The organism is Fibrella rubiginis, assembly GCF_017353185.1.
In the GTDB taxonomy this organism is placed as follows: domain Bacteria; phylum Bacteroidota; class Bacteroidia; order Cytophagales; family Spirosomataceae; genus Fibrella; species Fibrella rubiginis.
Map to the genome: position 1 here is coordinate 472009 of NZ_JAFMYV010000001.1, position 18369 is coordinate 490377.

At 53.8% G+C, this 18369-nt stretch carries 18 protein-coding genes; 11 read left to right on the forward strand and 7 right to left on the reverse strand.

The window, feature by feature from the left end; all coding sequences use genetic code 11:
* The first annotated feature begins 133 nt into the window (after positions 1-133).
* The 5 genes from J2I47_RS01845 to J2I47_RS01865 all read left to right on the forward strand — a co-directional run bounded on the left by J2I47_RS01845 (position 134) and on the right by J2I47_RS01865 (position 7650).
* Positions 134-1090 carry a hypothetical protein gene (locus J2I47_RS01845; RefSeq protein ID WP_207362841.1) on the forward strand — a complete coding sequence of 319 codons (957 nt, stop codon included), beginning with the start codon at positions 134-136 and terminating at the stop codon, positions 1088-1090.
* A gap of 304 nt (positions 1091-1394) precedes the next feature.
* A complete protein-coding gene (locus J2I47_RS01850; RefSeq protein WP_207362842.1) occupies positions 1395-2354 on the forward strand; it encodes a hypothetical protein in 960 nt (319 codons plus the stop codon).
* A 66-nt stretch (positions 2355-2420) separates the two neighbouring features.
* Positions 2421-2870, forward strand: a complete 450-nt coding sequence (locus J2I47_RS01855; RefSeq protein ID WP_207362843.1) for a hypothetical protein — start codon at positions 2421-2423, stop codon at positions 2868-2870.
* Positions 2871-3144: 274 nt separating this feature from the next.
* Positions 3145-6216: an amidohydrolase family protein gene (locus tag J2I47_RS01860; protein WP_207362844.1), complete on the forward strand. Its 3072-nt coding sequence runs from the start codon at positions 3145-3147 to the stop codon at positions 6214-6216.
* 135 nt (positions 6217-6351) lie between these two features.
* Complete coding sequence (locus tag J2I47_RS01865) at positions 6352-7650, forward strand: amidohydrolase family protein (RefSeq protein WP_207362845.1); 1299 nt, start codon at positions 6352-6354, stop codon at positions 7648-7650.
* Positions 7651-7816: 166 nt separating this feature from the next.
* On the opposite strand, the gene ispF is transcribed toward J2I47_RS01865, so the two are convergent.
* From ispF to J2I47_RS01885, 4 genes are all read right to left on the reverse strand, one after another.
* Positions 7817-8305 (reverse strand): 2-C-methyl-D-erythritol 2,4-cyclodiphosphate synthase, encoded by a 489-nt coding sequence (ispF, locus tag J2I47_RS01870; protein WP_207362846.1) that lies wholly within the window; start codon positions 8303-8305, stop codon positions 7817-7819.
* A gap of 3 nt (positions 8306-8308) precedes the next feature.
* Positions 8309-8695: a HEPN domain-containing protein gene (locus J2I47_RS01875; protein WP_207362847.1), complete on the reverse strand. Its 387-nt coding sequence runs from the start codon at positions 8693-8695 to the stop codon at positions 8309-8311.
* Complete coding sequence (locus tag J2I47_RS01880; protein ID WP_207362848.1) at positions 8692-9042, reverse strand: nucleotidyltransferase domain-containing protein; 351 nt, start codon at positions 9040-9042, stop codon at positions 8692-8694. Before J2I47_RS01880 ends, J2I47_RS01875 begins: the two co-directional genes overlap by 4 nt.
* 136 nt (positions 9043-9178) lie before the next feature.
* The gene (locus J2I47_RS01885; RefSeq protein WP_207362849.1) at positions 9179-10417 is read right to left on the reverse strand and encodes a M16 family metallopeptidase; all 1239 of its coding nucleotides are present in this window, start codon (positions 10415-10417) and stop codon (positions 9179-9181) included.
* Positions 10418-10589: 172 nt separating this feature from the next.
* Between J2I47_RS01885 and J2I47_RS01890 the strand changes: the two genes are divergently transcribed.
* The 5 genes from J2I47_RS01890 to J2I47_RS01910 all read left to right on the forward strand — a co-directional run bounded on the left by J2I47_RS01890 (position 10590) and on the right by J2I47_RS01910 (position 15179).
* Complete coding sequence (locus J2I47_RS01890; protein WP_207362850.1) at positions 10590-11693, forward strand: tetratricopeptide repeat protein; 1104 nt, start codon at positions 10590-10592, stop codon at positions 11691-11693.
* A 98-nt stretch (positions 11694-11791) separates the two neighbouring features.
* Positions 11792-12022, forward strand: coding sequence for a DUF8507 family protein (locus J2I47_RS01895; protein WP_207362851.1), 231 nt, complete (start codon positions 11792-11794; stop codon positions 12020-12022).
* On the forward strand, positions 12019-12450 hold the full coding sequence (locus J2I47_RS01900) for a putative toxin-antitoxin system toxin component, PIN family (protein WP_207362852.1): 432 nt from the start codon (positions 12019-12021) through the stop codon (positions 12448-12450). Before J2I47_RS01895 ends, J2I47_RS01900 begins: the two co-directional genes overlap by 4 nt.
* A 68-nt stretch (positions 12451-12518) precedes the next feature.
* Positions 12519-13682 (forward strand): serine hydrolase domain-containing protein, encoded by a 1164-nt coding sequence (locus J2I47_RS01905; RefSeq protein WP_207362853.1) that lies wholly within the window; start codon positions 12519-12521, stop codon positions 13680-13682.
* 90 nt (positions 13683-13772) lie between these two features.
* The gene (locus J2I47_RS01910; protein WP_207362854.1) at positions 13773-15179 is read left to right on the forward strand and encodes a Gfo/Idh/MocA family protein; all 1407 of its coding nucleotides are present in this window, start codon (positions 13773-13775) and stop codon (positions 15177-15179) included.
* Between the two features lie 110 nt (positions 15180-15289).
* On the opposite strand, the gene J2I47_RS01915 is transcribed toward J2I47_RS01910, so the two are convergent.
* The 3 genes from J2I47_RS01915 to J2I47_RS01925 form a co-directional block, all read right to left on the reverse strand.
* On the reverse strand, positions 15290-15889 hold the full coding sequence (locus J2I47_RS01915) for a bifunctional nuclease family protein (RefSeq protein WP_207362855.1): 600 nt from the start codon (positions 15887-15889) through the stop codon (positions 15290-15292).
* A 117-nt stretch (positions 15890-16006) separates the two neighbouring features.
* Complete coding sequence (locus J2I47_RS01920; protein WP_207362856.1) at positions 16007-16969, reverse strand: electron transfer flavoprotein subunit alpha/FixB family protein; 963 nt, start codon at positions 16967-16969, stop codon at positions 16007-16009.
* Positions 16970-17092: 123 nt separating this feature from the next.
* Positions 17093-17830, reverse strand: coding sequence for an electron transfer flavoprotein subunit beta/FixA family protein (locus J2I47_RS01925; protein WP_207362857.1), 738 nt, complete (start codon positions 17828-17830; stop codon positions 17093-17095).
* A 150-nt stretch (positions 17831-17980) separates the two neighbouring features.
* Between J2I47_RS01925 and J2I47_RS01930 the strand changes: the two genes are divergently transcribed.
* Positions 17981-18331, forward strand: a complete 351-nt coding sequence (locus J2I47_RS01930; RefSeq protein WP_229374204.1) for a tetratricopeptide repeat protein — start codon at positions 17981-17983, stop codon at positions 18329-18331.
* Positions 18332-18369: the final 38 nt, after the last annotated feature.

Sequence of the window (18369 nt, forward strand, 5' to 3'; positions counted from 1 at the left end):
AGGTATCGCTGTTTTCACCAACCGTTATCAGCCCGTTCACTTTTTCCTTTCCACGCTGATAACCTGCCCAACCTGATTGCGATACACAGGTGAGACGACCTCATAATCTGTTCACCTTAAACGAGTATCACTCATGAAAAAGTTAATTCTATCGGCCCTAGCAGCAGCTACTGTCTGTACGGTTTATGCCCAGTCTAACACGCTGTCGCTTAGCCAGAAGGGCAACGACAACCAATCAGCCGCCACTCAAAAGGGCAAAGCTAACAGCTTGACAATGAGCCTGATTGGCAATAGCAACATAACGCGTGATGTCAACAACAGTTTTGGCCCTGCGGTGCAAAAAGGGAATGGCAACACAGGGTCAATGGCGGTAACCGGTGATAATAACCAGGTTTACTTTAACGAGAATGGCGTCAACAATAACCTGACCCTGTCGATGACTGGCAATAGCAACCTCGGTTTTATTTATACGACTGATGAAGTAAATAAGACAGGGAATCAAGTTGCTCTGGTCCAGGTAGGTACCAACAATTTTGGTAGTGCTGGTGTTGCCAGTGGCAGCTATAACGAGATCAGTCTCACCCAGGTTGGCAATAGCAATTCAGGTACTGCTTTTGCTGAAAGTGGAAGCTATAACGAGGTTAGGGTTAAACAAATCGGGGATAATAATAATGGAGGTGCTTCGACGGATAATAGTAATAGTAGCCATGCCACGTTGACCCAGACGGGCAATTATAACTATGGCTTTGCCGGCTCAATCTACGGAGCTAGCAACCAGGCCAGTGTAATACAAACAGGGGACAATAATATTGGCGAGGCATTCTCAATTTCTGGTAGTTATAATCAGGTTAGTCTTACTCAGAGGGGTAATATGAATGAGGCTCGTTTCAAACAGGATGGGTCATTCAATGCCGCTAATATGCTTCAGGAAGGCAACAGTAATAAGCTGGCCGGACTTGCGTCGCCCTACGCTATTCAGCAAGGCAACGGCAACGCCCTGACGCTTACCCAAACCGGTGATGGCAATGTGCTTCACTTTGGGCAAATGGGTAATAACAACACGGCTACTGTTATGCAAGGCTCAAATTAAGTGATCCCGAGCACTGGCCCTCTAACGGTTAGTGTCAGGCCCCTACCATCCGAAACGGATACAGGCTGCCAGCCCAGCAGCTAAGGAAGCGTGGACAGGGACCAACTACGGGAGTAGCCTCGAACCGGCAGGGAAACATCGTTTCATGCCGGTTTCTTTTTTGGGTTGCTATCAAGTTACAATGCTGGCTTCGTCATACTCTCCGTTTACATTTTTCTACCTGCCCCTGATAACCTGCCCCCCATGACTGCGATACACAGGTGAGACGACCTCATAATCTGTTCACCTTACATACTTATCACTCATGAAAAAGCTCAGTTCATTATTGCTGGCGGCAGCTACAGTCTGTACTGCTTATGCCCAGCCCAATACTCTCTCGCTCAGCCAGTCGGGCACAGGAAACAGCACGCCGGTTTCGCAGGGAGGCCATGGAAATACGGGGTCTGTAACCGTAGCCGGGGATAACAACCTGGCTTCGTTGACCCAGTACGGTGGTAGCACGGCTACCGTGTTAGTGAAGGGGAATCGAAATGTGGCCTCGTTACAGCCATCGGGCACAGAAGCGTCGCTTACCCAGCTTGGCGACGACAATAGAGCATCTATCAACAGTTTGGGCTCGTTGAGCCGGTACAATTTGTATCAGAGTGGAAACAGAAATACGGCGCTGGCAGAATCGAACTGGGGGGGTAACAACCAGGTGGCTATTTCGCAGGTGGGCTATAACAACCAGAGTTCGGTCAGAGCATCTGGGTATGACGGGTTTGCTCCCCTGTTCGACAGTCACGACAACCAGGTCAGTATCAGCCAGTCGGGGACCGATAACTACAGTAATGCCAACATCCAGTACAGTTCATACAACCAGGTGACGATCAGCCAGACGGGAGAAGACAACGTTGCCCGAACGAACCATACGGGGGGCATTTTTCCGGGCCGGGGTATGGACAATCAGGCAACCATTTCGCAGACGGGCGAGGCCAACCAGGCCCTGATCGACCAGCCCGGCAATGCCAATCAGGCGACCCTGACCCAACTTGGTACTGGCAACGAAGCCCGCCTGTTGCAGGCGGGAGACCTGAACACAGCTACTGTGGTACAGCGTGGCATGAACAACGTATTGGCCGGGCTAAATCCGGGGGCAACCAGTGCGTTCCAGACCGGAATGAATAATGCGCTGACGCTCACCCAAACGGGCGATGGCAACGTACTGCGCTTTGGTCAGATGGGCAATAACAACACGGCTACGGTAATGCAGGCTGCATACTAAATGGTCATTACGCTACGCGGTCATTGATTGGTTTTCAACGAACGACAACCTAACGAACCAACTGCTATGAAACGCCTGTATCTTCTGCTTTTCTGCGCCCTGCCACTGACGGTTTCTGCCCAGTCGGAGGTGTATTTCCGGCAACCAGTGGCCGACAGGAGTCTGGCCGGGTTGGCTGCCAGCGAATTAACGCTTGTGCAGACGGGGCAACTAAACCAACTGCAGGTTCAGCAAACTGGCCGCGCCAACGCGATTCGTATTACCCAGCATGGCCAGAACAACACGCTTGACCTCGACCTGACCGGCAGCAACAACCGCTATGCTTTTGCGCAACAGGGTGATAACAACCTGACTCAGTGGCGAGCCAGCCAAAACAACGGCCAAGTGGACGTAATCCAGCGGGGCAACAACAACCAGCTTATTCAGGAAAGCAGTGGCCTGGCTACTGGGGTGTCGCTGCGCATTGAGCAAACCGGAGGCATGCGGGTGCTGCTCAAAAATGGCCATACCCCATGAACCACGCCAGCGTTCGCCTCGGTGGCGGCAACGCCTAGAGGGGTTATTGAAATGAGGAGTAGCAGGGAAAAGCGCGGCCGGTTGGCTGCGCTTTTTTTAGCTGGTACCGTTACCTGCGGTTAAAGCCCAGGGAGAACGGACATGATAAAACAACGTTTATTTGGCGTTTCACTCAGAAGGCGGCTGTTTATTACGATGCCTTGCCAAAAAGCGAACGGCTCTTACGTTAGTAGAGCTATTTTTGAGGCTTAAACTAACGACAATATTTATTTACATGCGTAAACATCTCCTGTTGCTCTTGTTGGCAGTCGGGTTGGCGCAGTCTGGACTGGCGCAGACTACCTTTCCCCGCAACGGCGTCTACGACGAACGCCCCAACCTGTACGCGTTCACCAATGCTACCATCGTGGTTGATCCTAAAACCACGCTGCAAAACGCGACCCTGCTGATTCGGAATGGCCGGGTGGAAGCCGTGGGCAACACTGTTTCGGTGCCTGCCGGGGCGGTGGTCATGAACCTGCAGGGCAAGCGCATTTACCCCAGCCTCATCGACCTTGATTCGGATTATGGCATGCCCGATTTGCCGCCCCGCCGGGGGGGAGGGCTGTTTAACACGCCGCCGCAACTGGAGTCGAACAAAAAGGGCCCTTACTACTGGAATCAGGCCATTCAGCCCGAAGCCGATGCCGGGCTGCTGTTTAAAGTAATCAACCCCAAGGCCGAGGAACTGCGGAAGCTGGGCTTTGGGGCGGTGCTCACCCACGCCCATGATGGCATTGCGCGGGGCAACGGCACGCTCGTGACCCTGGCCGACGACCGCGAAAACACCGTGGTGCTCCGCAATGGCCTTAGCCAGCATTTTTCGTTCAGCAAAGGATCGTCAGGGCAAAACAACCCCAACTCCATTATGGGCGTGGTGGCCCTGCTGCGGCAGGCGATGTATGATGCCGACTGGTACAAGAAAAACGGACCCGCCGAACAGGCCAACCTCTCACTCGAGGCCCTGAACCGCGCCGCTAACCTGCCCGCGTTTTTCGAGGCGGGTGATAAATTCGGCGTGCTCCGCGCCGACAAAATTGGTGACGAATTCGGGCGGCAGTTTATCATTCGTGGGGGTGGCGACGAGTATCAGCGGATCGACGAGATTAAGGCTACCGGGGCCACGCTGATTTTGCCCGTGAGCTACCCGCAGGCTTATGATGTAGAAGACGCCTGGGATGCCGATAACGTCTCGTTGGCCGAGATGAAGCACTGGGAAATGGCCCCCGCCAACCCCGGTATGCTGGCGCAGGCGGGCATTCCGTTTGCGCTGACGAGTTCAGGCCTGAAAACCCGCACCGATTTCATGGCCAACGTACGCAAAGCCATCGAAAATGGCCTTACCGAGGCCCAGGCGCTGGAAGCCCTCACCACCCGCCCCGCCCAGCTTATCCGTGCCGACGACCTGCTTGGCACGTTGGCGGTGGGTAAACTGGCCAATTTCATTGTCACGTCGGGCAATCTGTTTGCCGCTGATAACGTGATCTACGAAAACTGGATTCGCGGGAAACAATACATCCTCGCCAACCGCGCCATCGCCGATCTGCGGGGTACGTATGACCTGAACATTACGCCCCAGGCCGGCACGTCGAATCTGAAATTGCTGATCACGGGCAACAACCCCGATAAGCCCGATTTTGGGGTAACGGCCAACGACACCATCAAGCTGACGCCCAAAGTGGCTATCGACAATAATTTGGTGTCGATGCAGGTGGCCCTGGATAAAAAGCAGCCCAATGCTCTCACACGCCTTACCGGTTACCGCAACGGAAGCACGTTGCAGGGCGACGGGCAACTGCCTAACGGGCAGACCGTCACGTGGTCGGCTACACTGAGCAAACCCTTTTCGGCCTCCGCTACCAAAGCCGACACGACGAAAAAATCGACGATGGGTGGGCTGCTGTATCCGTTTGTGGGCATGGGCAACGCCAAAAAGCCACAGCCGCAGACCCTGCTCATTCGCAACGCCACGGTCTGGACCAACGAAAAAGACGGCATCATGACCACCACCGACGTGCTGGTGAGCAACGGGAAAATTGCGCAGGTAGGCAAGAACCTGACCGCGCCAACGGGGGCTTCGGTCATCGACGGGACGGGCAAACACCTGACCAACGGCATTATCGACGAGCACTCGCACATTGCCCTGTTTTCGATCAATGAAGGCTCGCAATCCAGCACCGCCGAGGTACGCATGAGCGACGCCATCAACCCCGACGACGTGAACATTTACCGGCAACTGGCGGGGGGCGTTACGTCGTCGCAACTGCTGCACGGGTCGGCCAACGCCATTGGCGGGCAGTCGGCGCTGGTGAAGCTGAAGTGGGGCGAACCGGCTGACGGTCTGCTGATTAAGGGGGCCGACGGGTTCATTAAATTTGCCCTCGGCGAGAACGTGAAACAGGCTAACTGGGGCGACGCCAACCGGGTGCGTTTCCCGCAGACGCGCATGGGCGTGGAGCAGGTGTACATGGACCATTTCGTGCGGGCCAAAGAATACGCCAAAGCCTGGAATGCGTACAACGCACAGAGCAACACCCCCAAAGCGAGGGGTAAAAATGCTACGGCCACGTTGACAGCTCCCCGCCGCGACCTGGAACTGGATGCGCTGGCCGAGATTCTGGCCAAAAAACGGTTTATCACCTGCCATTCCTACGTGCAATCGGAGATCAATATGCTCATGCACGTGGCCGACTCGCTGGGTTTCAAAGTAAATACGTTCACCCACATCCTGGAAGGCTATAAAGTGGCCGACAAGATGGCTAAACACGGCGCGGGCGGCTCGACGTTCTCTGACTGGTGGGCCTACAAGATGGAGGTGAAAGATGCCATTCCGTACAATGCCGCCCTGATGGCCCGCGAAGGCGTGACGGTGTCGATCAACTCGGATGATGCCGAAATGGCCCGTCGCCTGAATCAGGAGGCGGCCAAAACGGTGGAGTATGGCGGTATTGCGGAAGAAGATGCCTGGAAAATGGTGACGCTCAACCCTGCCAAGCTCCTGCATCTGGATAGCCATATGGGTAGTATCCGGCCCGGCAAAGACGCCGACCTGGTACTCTGGAACAACCACCCCCTCTCGATCTACGCCCGCCCCGATTACACCATCATCGACGGCGCGATCTACTACAGCCAAACCGGCGACGAGCAGAACCGCGTAGCCATGCAGGCCGAACGCGCCCGCCTGATTCAGAAGATGATCCAGGCCAAAGCCGGTGGACAAACCACCACCCGCCCCACGGCCCGCCGCCAGCGGATGTGGCATTGCGAAGACATCGAAGGCGTCATGGCTGAGGGAGAAAATAAATAGGCACAGATTTTTTGGACAGGATTATCAGGATTTCGGGATGAACAGGATTTCTTTTTTCTTCTGAGCAAACTAAAAATCCTGTTCATCCCGAAATCCTGATAATCCTGTCCAAAAAAATCTATTGAATCATTAATCATGAAACACATACTAATCGTACTCCTCTGCCTGTCGCTTACGAGCGCGTGGGCACAGAACCCCGCCCCGGCAGGGCCGCAGCAAAAAGCAATTGCTCTCCTGGGCGGCACCATCCACACGGGCACCGGGCAGGTGATCACCAACGGCTACATCACCTTCGACAAAGGTGTGATTACCGGCGTTGGTGAGGCCTCGGCTATGAACCGGAACACGGGCGACGTGCAGGTTATCGACGTAACGGGGCGGCATGTGTATCCCGGCCTGATCTCGCCCGCCTCGCTGGTGGGGCTGCAGGAAATCGCCTCCGTCCGCGCCACCGTCGACTCGCGCGAAGTGGGCGTGCTGAACCCCAACGTACGGTCGCTGATTGCCTACGATTCTGACTCCGATGTTATCCCAACCATTCGCAACAACGGTATCCTGATTACGCAGGCCATGCCCATTGGTGGCACTGTGTCGGGGTCCTCGTCGATCATGCACACCGATGGCTGGAACTGGCAGGATGCGGTGCTGCGCAAAGACGACGGTATCTGGCTCAACTGGCCCGGTTATTACGCCCGTGATTTCGACATGGAAACGTTTCAGTCAGTAGTAAAGAAAAACGACAAGCGCGACGAGGCCATCCGGGCTGTGCAGCTTGTTTTCGCCGAAGCCAAAGCCTATGCCGAGGGTACCACGCCCGCTACCACGAACCTCAAATTCGAGTCCATGCGGGGCCTTTTCACTGGCAAACAGAACCTGTATGTCCGCGCCGACTACGCCAAAGATATCATCGAAGCAGTGCGATTTGCCAAAGCGGCGGGTGTACCCAACGTGGTGATTGTGGGGGCCGAAGACGTTGATAAAGTGACCGGGTTTCTAAAAGAAAACAGCGTGCCGGTGATCCTGAGTCCGCTGCACCGCCTGCCCAACCGCGAAGATGAACCGGTCGATCTGCCCTACCGGCTGCCGGGCATTCTGCAAAAAGCGGGCGTGATGGTGGGCCTGAGTTATTCTGAAGAGTGGTGGCGCACCCGCAACCTGCCGTTTCTGGCGGGCACCGCCGTTGGCTTCGGCGTATCGGACCGCGAAGAGGCCCTGAAGATGGTCACGGCCAACACCGCCAAAATCCTGGGCATCGACGGGCAGGTAGGTACCCTCGAAAGGGGCAAACAGGCCACACTTGTTGTTTCCAAAGGCGACATCCTCGACATGCGCACCAACGTGATCGAACAGGCCTTCATCCAGGGCCGCCAACTTAACCTCGACGACAAGCACAAGCGCCTGTATAACAAGTTCAAAACCAAGTACGGTAAGTGAGTTCAAGGTTTAACGTCTAAGGTTTAACGTGGCTTTGCGCTCTAGGCCCTTCGACAGGCTCAGGGTGACAGGTCACTAGAACATTCCTCCTGAGTTGATTCAAGGTCGTTTTCACCCTGAGCTTGTCGAAGGGCCTAGAGCGCAAAGCCACGTTAAACCTTAGACGTTAAACCTTGAACTCCTTTTCAATCAACGCCACGCAAAACCCCGCTATGCCCTCTTTGCGGCCCACGAAACCCATGTGTTCGGAGGTGGTGGCTTTGATGGCGATGTCGTCTTCTGCAATGTTCATGACGTCGGCCAGGCAGGTTTTCATGGCCGGAATGTGGAGGTTTAGTTTGGGTTCCTGAAGCACCACCGTTACATCGACGTTGCCGACTTCCCAACCCGCTTCGCGGATCATACGCATCACCTCGGTCAGCAATACTTTGCTGTCTACGCCCTTCCAGCGGGGGTCTTTATCGGAGAAATGATAGCCGATATTGCGCATGTTGGCGGCACCCAGCAGGGCGTCGCAGATGACGTGGCAGATAATGTCGGCGTCGGAATGCCCGTAGGCTCCGTGCGTGTGCGGAATCTGGATACCCCCCAGCCAGAAGGGGTGGCCTTCCACCAGTTTATGGACATCGTAGCCCTGCCCAACGCGGATTTTCATAGCTTATACACTCAATGAATTAACATACTGGCGCACGACTGCATTAAACTCAGATGCCGTTTGAAGGCTGTCTTCTGCGTCATGTTGTGATAACACGATATCGAGTTCATAATCGCCGCCTTGTCGCTTTTCCATCAGACGGTTCACGTCACGACTGTACTTGGCGCTGAAAAGACCGGGCTTCACAAAATGCAAACCAAAGAGCGATTGTGCCGCACTATGCGAATTAATACTGATCAGCTTAGTGGCCAGCAGCGCACGGACAGCATCGAAAAAGGCATAGTAAGCTCTGTTACAGGCTGCTTCATAACGGCCTTCCCGAACCAGTATCTGGCAGTCAATCAGACACTCATCAGCTTTGTGCAGGTAAGCAAGCACATCCTCATTCATACAACAATGCCCTCGCTACGAACAGCTTGATAAAACAAACGCGTCGACTGATCATATGCTGTAGCAGACACCGGTTTGGCAGACACATGTACTGTATAGTCGAGGCCTAATTGACTGGCTACCGTACTGATTTTATCAACCTCCGGTCCAAAATGAACGGTATCCTGCTTAAGCACGACAAGGTAGTCCACGTCCGAATCACTCCTGAAGTCGCCACGTGCGTAAGAACCAAATAAGATCAGTCGATCTAATTGAGGTCCGTAAATCGACAGCAAGGCCCGCTTGAATTGCTGCGATAGCGCCCCAAGCTCAGCTTCTGATAGTGGTTTAAGCGATATGCTATTCATGAGAATGGTCCGTAACAGACACAAAAAACAGGATTTTTTAGGTCTACTCCGTTTTAGACGTAACTCATTTATGCCAAAACCGGAGCGGACTAAAAAATCCTGTTTTTTTAGTCTACCAGAGATGTCCCTAATTTTATTAGGCCCGCCGCCGGTAATATAATGTCGAGCTGTTATCGGGGCGTAGAATCTGGCGGGCTATTTCCTGGATCGAATCGGGGGTGACGGCCTGGATTTTGGCGGCTTCCTGATTCACCAAGTCGGGGTCACCGGCGTTGGCGGCAAAAGCCAAATTCATGGCCCGGTTCAGTAGTTCTACCTCCGAAAATGCCAGCGTCGATTCGGCCTGATTTTTCACTTTAATCAGTTCATTTTCCGGCACGAGTTGATCCGTTACTTCCTGCAATACCGCGTTAATGGCCGCGTCGGCTTGTTCCAGCGTCACGCCTTCATTGAGGTTGCCCTGTACCATAAACAACCCCGGTTCAACTGAGGCCGTCAGGTATGAGCCGATGTTACTAAACAACTGCTGCTCTTTCAGCAGTTGCTGATACAACCGGCTCGATTTACTCCGACCCAGCAGGTCGCTGAGCAGGTCGGCGGTCTGAAAATCAGTATCGAACCGACCGGGCATGTGGTAGGCTTTGTAGATCGCGTTCAGGGGTACGTCGGCGAGGTGGTCTTTCAGGCGGGCCTGCGTCTGGCGGGGTTCGGCGGGGAGGCTGCGGATGTACTCGTTGCCCGCCGGTATGGGTTCGAACCACTTTTTGCAAAGCTGCTTCACCTGCTCGGTAGTCACGTTGCCCGCCACCACCAGAATGGCGTTGTTAGGCAGGTAGTACTTAAAGAAAAAGGCCTTCACATCGTCCAGCGTGGCATTTTCGATATGGCTGATGTCTTTACCAATGGTAGCCCAGCGGTAGGGATGCTGCTGGTAGGCAAGGGGGCGTAGTTTCAGCCACACGTCGCCGTAGGGCTGGTTGAGGTACCGCTGATTAAACTCTTCGATCACCACTTTCTGCTGCACGTCGAGCACGTTCTGATCGAACGACAGGCTCAGCATCCGGTCCGACTCAAGCCAGAACGCTGTTTCCAGATTAGCGGTGGGCAGGGTGATGTAGTAGTTGGTAATGTCGGGACTGGTGAAGGCGTTGTTTTCACCCCCCACGCGCTGCAACGGTTCGTCGTAGCTTGGAATGTGCTTCGAGCCACCAAACATCAGGTGTTCAAACAAGTGGGCAAAGCCGGTGCGGGCGGGGTCTTCGTCGCGTGAGCCGACGTTATAAAGAATATTTACGGCGGCCATGGGCGTGCTGGCATCCTCATGCACAAACACCTTCAGGCCGTTGTCTAAGACAAACTGGTTGTATTGAATCATTGCAAAACGTTTCGCGCAGTAGGGCGGTTAAACCTATTCACAAAAGTAAGTCTAAAGGATTTGGGATTGTGGATTGGGGATTTGGGATTGGTTGTTTACGCCAGCGTATTCATGCGTAAGCAACTAATCCAAAATCCCCAATCCGAAATCCCAAATTCGATATCTCTCGCTAATGAAACACATACTTCTTTTCGTTCTGTTGCTTTCTTCCTGCTTTTCGCGTGCCCAGATCCTGACTGATCCGGCTGCGCAACAAACGGTGGTGAAGGCACTGGACCATATCTATAATTACGAATTCGCCGAGGCTGCGCCCTACATCAAACAACTGCAAAGCCGGTACCCGCAAAGCCCCATCATTCCCGTGTTGCGTGCGCTCACCATTCAGTGGCAATACCTGCCCATCAGCGATAGCCGGGCCGCCACTAACCAGTATGTAGCCCAGGTTGATCAGGCCATCCGGGGGGTAGAGCAGATGATTGATAAGAACGACAAAGATCCCGAAGCGGTGTTTCTGGGCCTGACCGCCCACGGCTACATGGCCATGAAGCATAACATGGACGACGAAAGTATGAAGGCCGTTTCGGAGTCGCGGAAAGCCTATGCGTACATGAAAGACGGGTTTAACCTGATGGACAAAAACGTGGAGTTTTACTTCTCGACAGGCCTCTACAATTATTACGTGGAGCGTTACCCCATCGACCACCCGGTGGTGAAACCATTTATGGTCTTCTTCAAGAATGGTAACATTGCCTTGGGGCTAAAGCAAATGGACGTTTCGGCTAAAAGGGCCATTTTCACACGCCCGGAGGCCAATTTCTACCTCGCCCACATCTACGTCAAGCACGAGTCGAATTTCCCGAAAGCGGTGGAATACATGGATTACCTGGTCGATCACTTTCCGAAAAACCCCATTTTCCAGATGCGCTATGTGGAAGCCCTGCTGCTGGCGGGCCGCTACGCCGACGGGCAGGTGGCACTGAAAAAGCTGAAGACCATGCAACACCGGCTGCTCCCCGCCGCCATCAATCTGTTTGAGGGTATTTTGGCTGAGCGCTTTGCTAAAGACGACTCGGCAGCAACCGTGGCGTACAATGCAGCCCTGAAACAACCCGTCAATATTGCTTACACCAAAGAATACCACGGCCTTGCCTATGCCGGATTAGCCCGCATTGCCGCCCGCGCCAACAACCATGCTTCGGCCAAAAATTATTACAAAAAAGTCCTCGACACGTCGGAATATAAATTCGTGGTGCGGGAGGCGAAGGCGTTTAAGTAACGAGGACGCCTGAGCGCGTACACTGTCAGAAGCTGAACAGAAACAAATTAATGGTATGTTGGCGTTTGAACAGGTAGTTTAACTAAATGGAAAGCACGATGGAAACTTTACAAAGTCCGTTGAGTAATGCCCAACTGGAGTTGCTTCAGATGTTTGCCCGTCCTGTTGATGACTCGGACTGGAAGCAGATAAAGACTTTGATAACCAGTTATTTCGCTCAAAAAGCTATTAGTGAAGCGAATAAAGTTTGGGATCATGAAGGATGGGATAAGGCCAAAGTTGAGCAACTGCTAAACACGCATCTAAGAACCCCCTATCGTAAACAATGAGGGTCGTTGTTGATACCAACATTCTGCTCGTATCTGTTTCAGAACGCTCTCCTTACCACCTGATTTTTGAGTTGTTTGTAGAAGGGCGATATACGTTGTGCGTTACTACAGAGATTCTTGATGAATACGCTGAAATATTAACTGTACAGGCAAATTCGACGGTTTCCAACGCTACATTAGAGACCATCGAAAACGCACAGAACGTCTCCTTCACCACACGCTATTTTGCCTTTGACCTCATCAAAGTTGATCCAGACGACAACAAGTTTGTCGATTGCGCTATTGCCAGTAACGCCGATTTCATTGTAACTAATGATTCACATTTCGGTGTTCTGAAGGCAATTCCCTTTCCTCAGGTGAAGGTCATTTCTATTAACACATTCATGGATTTACTGGAGAAACTTTCTTCCGCATCCTCTACAGAATAGTTATTTAGTGTGGGCTGGCTAACTTTCTGGTCCTGGCGTATGACATACGCCCCCACACAACATACTTTATGCGTCTATGTTTCCGCTACGTCGTCCTACTGCTCACGCTCACCGTTGCCTGTCAGCGGCCCGTTACCTCATCAAAACCGTATTTCCCGCCAAAGGGCGATAACTGGGCACACCGAGACCCCGCGCAGGTGGGCTTGAATACCACCAAACTGGCTGAGGCCGTGGCCTTTGCCCAGACGAAAGAGACCACCCAGATGCCGCCCGACTTCTCGACGCAGGAGGAAATCTTTGGTAAACTGCTCGGACCCATGCCCAGGAGCCGCGCTAAAACCAACGGGCTGGTGTTGCGGCACGGTTTTATCGTGGCCGAATGGGGCGATACCCGCGCCGTTGACCCCACCTACAGTGCCGCCAAAAGCGTACTCTCCACCATTACAGGCATCACGCTCGAACGGGGCATGATCCCCAAAATCACCGATCCCGTGGCCAATCTGATTCACGACGGCGGCTACGATTCTGACCAAAACAAGACCATCACCTGGGAACAACACCTGCGCCAAAGCAGTGAGTGGGAGGGAAGCCTGTGGGGTAAAAACAGCGATTTTGTAGGCAAAGAGGCCTTCGGCAAAGGTGAGCGTAAGCCCCGCGCGTTGCAGGCCCCCGGCACCTATTACGAATACAACGACGTGCGCGTGAATCGGCTGGCCCTGTCGCTATTGCGCCTCTGGAAAAAGCCCATTCCCGATGTGGTCCGCGACGAACTGATGGCACCCATCGGCGCGTCGGATACCTGGAAATACATTCCATATCCCAATGCCGTGGCTGAGGTAGACGGCAACCGGCTGCCCTCCGTGAGTGGTGGTACGCGCTGGGGCGGTGGCCTCTGGATCAGCGCCCGCGACCTGGCCCGGTTTGGGTATTTGTTTGGGCGGCAGGGGCGCTGGCAGGATCGGCAAATTGTGTCGGCAGCGTGGGTGAAACAGGCCACCACCTGCGGCACTGTTGGCCCCGACTACGGTTATTTGTGGTGGTTGAACACAGGCAAAAGCCAGCAGTTACCCCATCCCTGGCCCGACGCGCCAACCACTAGTTTTGCAGCTATTGGCGCGGGGTCAAACACGGTCTGGATCGACCCCGAACACGACATTGTGATCGTTTGGCGGTGGCACGACGGCAGCCCCAATGAGTTGATTAAGCGGGTGCTGGCGGCAGTAGAGAAGTAGGCTACGCTCGCGCGAACCAGCCTGAAACTGTCTCCTTCAAACGGGTAAAACCATAGATTTTAGGGTTATATTGCCAAAAAATCCTAAATCATGTACGCATCCCGTCGCAACTTTCTTCAAAAACTAGCTGGTAGCTCAGCACTGGCTACGGTAGCTCCCTCCATGTTCAACGGCCTTTATGCCGGGAACAAATACCTGATCGAACCCATCCGTCCGCGGTCAGCCAATGACAAGGTGAACCTGGCCCTGATTGGCGCGGGTATCATCGGGCATTATGACCTGAACTGTGCGCTAAAGGTGCCAGGTACTAAAGTTGTGGCCGTATCGGACCTCTACGATCCCCGCCTGGTACGGGCTAAGGAAGTGTGGGGCAACGACATTCAAACCACCCGCGATTACCGCGACGTGCTGAAACGACCTGACGTAGACGCGGTGCTGATTTGCGTACCCGACTTTTGGCATGACCGCATTGCCATCGACGCGCTCAATGCGGGCAAGCACGTGTATTGCGAGAAGCCCATGGTACACCACATCGAAGAGGGGGCAGCGGTGATTGCGGCGCAGAAAAAGTCGGGCAAGGTATTTCAGGTGGGCAGTCAGCGGGCGAGTGCGTCGGCCATTCTGGAGGCCAAAAAGTATTATGAGCAGGGCATGATTGGCGAACTGACCTACGTAGACGCCTGCGTAGACCGGGCCGACGCGCTGGGTGCCTGGCAATATACCATGCCGCCTACCGTAGACCGCAACGAACTGGACTGGGACCGCTACATGCAAATGGCCGACCAGAAGAAGCCGTACAAAGTCGAAGAGTTTTTCCGGTGGCGCAACTACAAAAACTACGGCACCGGCGTGGCAGGCGACCTGTTTGTGCACCTCATCACGGGCCTCCATACCATCACGGGTGCTATTGGACCCACGCGCATCTATTCGCTGGGTGATCTGAATTACTGGAAAGATGGCCGCGATGCGTACGACCTCGTTACGGGCCTGATGGATTACCCCAAAACGGCCAACAACCCGTCGTTTCAGTTTATGACCCGCGTGAACCTCGCCGACGGTCGCGGTGGCTTAAACCAAACCCGGCTGGTGGGCACCGACGGCGTGATTGAAATTGGCTGGAATGACTTTGTGCTCAAACGCCTGAAACGCCCTAACGCGCCCATGTACAGCACCGGCTACGACGCGCTGTTCACCTACCCGAAGGCCATGCAGGATGAATTTGTGAAGCAGTACGACCAGAAATACCCCGCCGATCAATATCAGCGCATGGTGAAGCAGGAGCCGGAGGTGGTCTACAACGCCCCCGAAGGCTACGACGACCGCCTCGACCACATGATCGTGTTCTTCAACGCCATCCGCGAAAACAAGCCGTCGATGGTGAAGGAAGATGCCGTTTTTGGTCTCCGCGCCGCCGCCCCGTCCCTAGCCGCCAACCTCTCCGCCGAACAGCGCAAACCCATCAACTGGGACCCGGTGGGGATGAAGGTGTTGGCGTAAGCAAAAATGTACAATGCATGATGTACAATGAACAATGGCTCCGCCTGTGAACCTTTACAGTAACTGGCGAAGCCATTGTTCATTGTACATCATGCATTGTACATTCCCTACTAATTTCTCTTCGAAATTTCGTCCCTGATCTTCGCGGCGCGTTCGTATTCTTCGTTGCCGAGGGCTTCGTCGAGCATTTTCTGTAGCTCGTCGACAGTCATGTCTTTGAGTTGTTCGCCGAAAGCACGGGGTGATTTGCCCGACGACGTGCTGCGTACGAGTTCTTCCTGTTCCTCCTCTTCTTCATCTGACGAGGCCGTGATACCTGCTTCGGAGAGGATCGTTTCATAGGTGAAAATAGACACGCCAAACCGGATGCCAATAGCGATAGCGTCTGACGGGCGGGCATCGACTACGGTTTCCTGTACGCCGTCTGAGCAGACGATACGAGCAAAGAAAATGCCTTCGCGCAGGTCAGAAATGACGATTTCGCGTACGGTGAAGCCGAAATTTTTGGCAAACTGCTTGAACAGATCATGGGTCATGGGCCGGTTAGGCACAATCTTCTCGATCTCGATGGCAATAGCCTGCGCTTCAAACATGCCAATAATAATAGGCAACCGACGGTTGCCATATTCTTCACCCAGCACCAGCGCAAACGAACCCTGCTGCGACTGACTTGGCGACAAGCCTAATATCTCTAACTTAATTTTTTCCACGTCCCAAAATTAACCGATGTCGGTATTTATTGTTCTCCCGATAATGCAAAAAAGCGGGCTATCACGATGAGTAATAGCCCGCTTCCAAACCGTATAGGTTCTTAAAACCTGTTGGGTTTACAGTGCCTGAACTGCTTTCGTCAGTTTGGGTAGCACCTCAAATACGTCGCCAACGATACCGTAATCGGCTGACTTAAAGAAGGGTGCATCCGGGTCCTTGTTAATAACGACAATCACCTTCGATGAGTTTACACCCGCCAGATGCTGAATAGCGCCCGATATACCCGCCGCGATGTACAGGTTCGGACTGACTTTGATGCCCGTTTGGCCCACGTGCTCGTGGTGAGGCCGCCAGTCTAGATCCGACACAGGCTTCGAGCAAGCCGTGGCCGCGTGCAGTGCCTTCGCCAGATCTTCCACAATACCCCAGTTTTCGGGGCCTTTCATGCCGCGACCAGCCGACACGACCAGATCCGCTTCGGGTAGCAGCACGTCGCCGGTTGCTTTTTCGGTGTTGGTCACGCGCAGCGCAAAATCGGCATCGTTCAGGCTTGGCGCGAAATTTTCGACCGTGGCCGTGGCATCGGTTTCTTCCGTTGCAATCGTGTTTTTCTTAATCGCCAAGATCTTCACGTCAGCTTTCAACTCATTGAACGCAAACGCTTTACCGGTGTAGATGCTGGTCTTTACACGGAAGCCGCTGCTGAGGTCGGGCAACTCGATTACGTTGGGGGCGAGGCCTGCTTTGAGCTTGCCCGCCAACCGTGCCGCCATGGCATCGCCCAATGACGATTTGGCCAGCACCACCACTTTGGCTCCTTCCTGTTGCGCGGCGGCGGCCACCACCGAGGCATAGGCCATGCCGTTGGGTTCGTTCAGTTTCGCGTCGGTAGCGTGGAGTACTTTGGTGGCTCCAAACCGGCCCGCCGTGGCGAGTTCGCTCTGGTCGGCAGCACCGATAACCACGGCCGTAGCCGACGTACCCATCATGCCCGCTACTTTCGAGCCGTAAAATATTGCCTCCTGTGAGGACTTCTTGAGCTTCCCTTCGTCGAGTTCAGCAAAGATTAGGACAGACATGTGTTTGCTTGGGAGTATAGGAATGTACAATGAACAATGTATAATGTACAATGGCTCTTGCTCTAGAGCAGCGATGCCATGCAAGCTCATTGTAGATTATACATTGTTCATTGTACATTCATTCTAGATGACTTTCGCTTCGGTGCGTAATAACTTAATCAGTGTTTCGGCTTCGTCGGCGGGGATCATTTTTACGGCACCACGGGGGGCGGGCATTTCGTAGTTGGCCACGGCCGTTAGTGAATCCTGACCGGCGGGCTGAATGATCTTCAGGGGCTTGGTACGGGCCGTCATAATGCCGCGCATGTTCGGAATTTTCCATTCGGCAATGGGTTCCTGACAACCCAGTACAAGCGGCAGTTGGGCTTCGATATCTTCTTTGCCGCCTTCAATTTCGCGGGTCATCTTGGCCGTTGTACCCTCCACGTCGAGGCGCATCACGGGTGAGATCGACGGGATACCGAGCATTTCGCCCACGATACCGTGTACCTGACCACCGTTGTAATCGATAGACTCGCGACCCATCAGGATGAGGTCGTAGGGTGTTTCTTTGGCAACAGCGGCAATTTGTTCGGCCACGAAATAAGCGTCGATGGGTTCGGCGTTGACCCGGATAGCGTCGTCAGCACCGATAGCGAGGCATTTGCGGATTACGGGTTCGGCATCGGCTTCGCCCACGTTAAACACCGTTACCGAGGCACCCAGCTTCTCTTTCAACTCCACGGCCCGCGCCAGGGCGTAGTCGTCATAGGGGCCGGTGATAAATTGCACACCCGCTTTGTTGAACTTGGTGTTGTTACCGGTAAAGGTAATTTTGGTCGTCGTGTCGGGCACGCTCGTCACGCACACTAAGATTTTCATAGACTCTGTGGTTGTTTGTGGGTTTGTCTGTTTGATTGTATGTGTGTTGCGTGGCTCTTTACTGTTTCGATAGCGAACCAACACACAAACAATCAAACAGACAAACAACTTCTTGCCGCGAAATTACACACGTTCATTTAAATAGTATGCATGCATACTATTTTTCTACAGCTTATGAATCAGGAACGCATCCAACAATTGCTTCAGTTTGTCCAACAAGAACCGGGCGAACCCTTTAATGTTTATGCCCTTGGCATGGAATACCTGTCGGAGAACCCCGGTCAGGCCCAGCACTACTTTGAGCGGCTGCTGACCGAGCACCCGCAGTATCTGCCCACCTACTACCACGCCGCCCAACTCTACGCCGACCTGGGTAACCGCCCCAAAGCAGCCGAACTCTACGACTTCGGCCTGTTGCTGGCTCGCCAGCAAGGCAATGAAAAAACCTACGATGAGCTAAACCGCGCCCTCCGCGCCTTCCGGGACGAAGAGGATTTGTGATCGTACAATACTGGCGCTCCCATCAACTTTTTCAATAT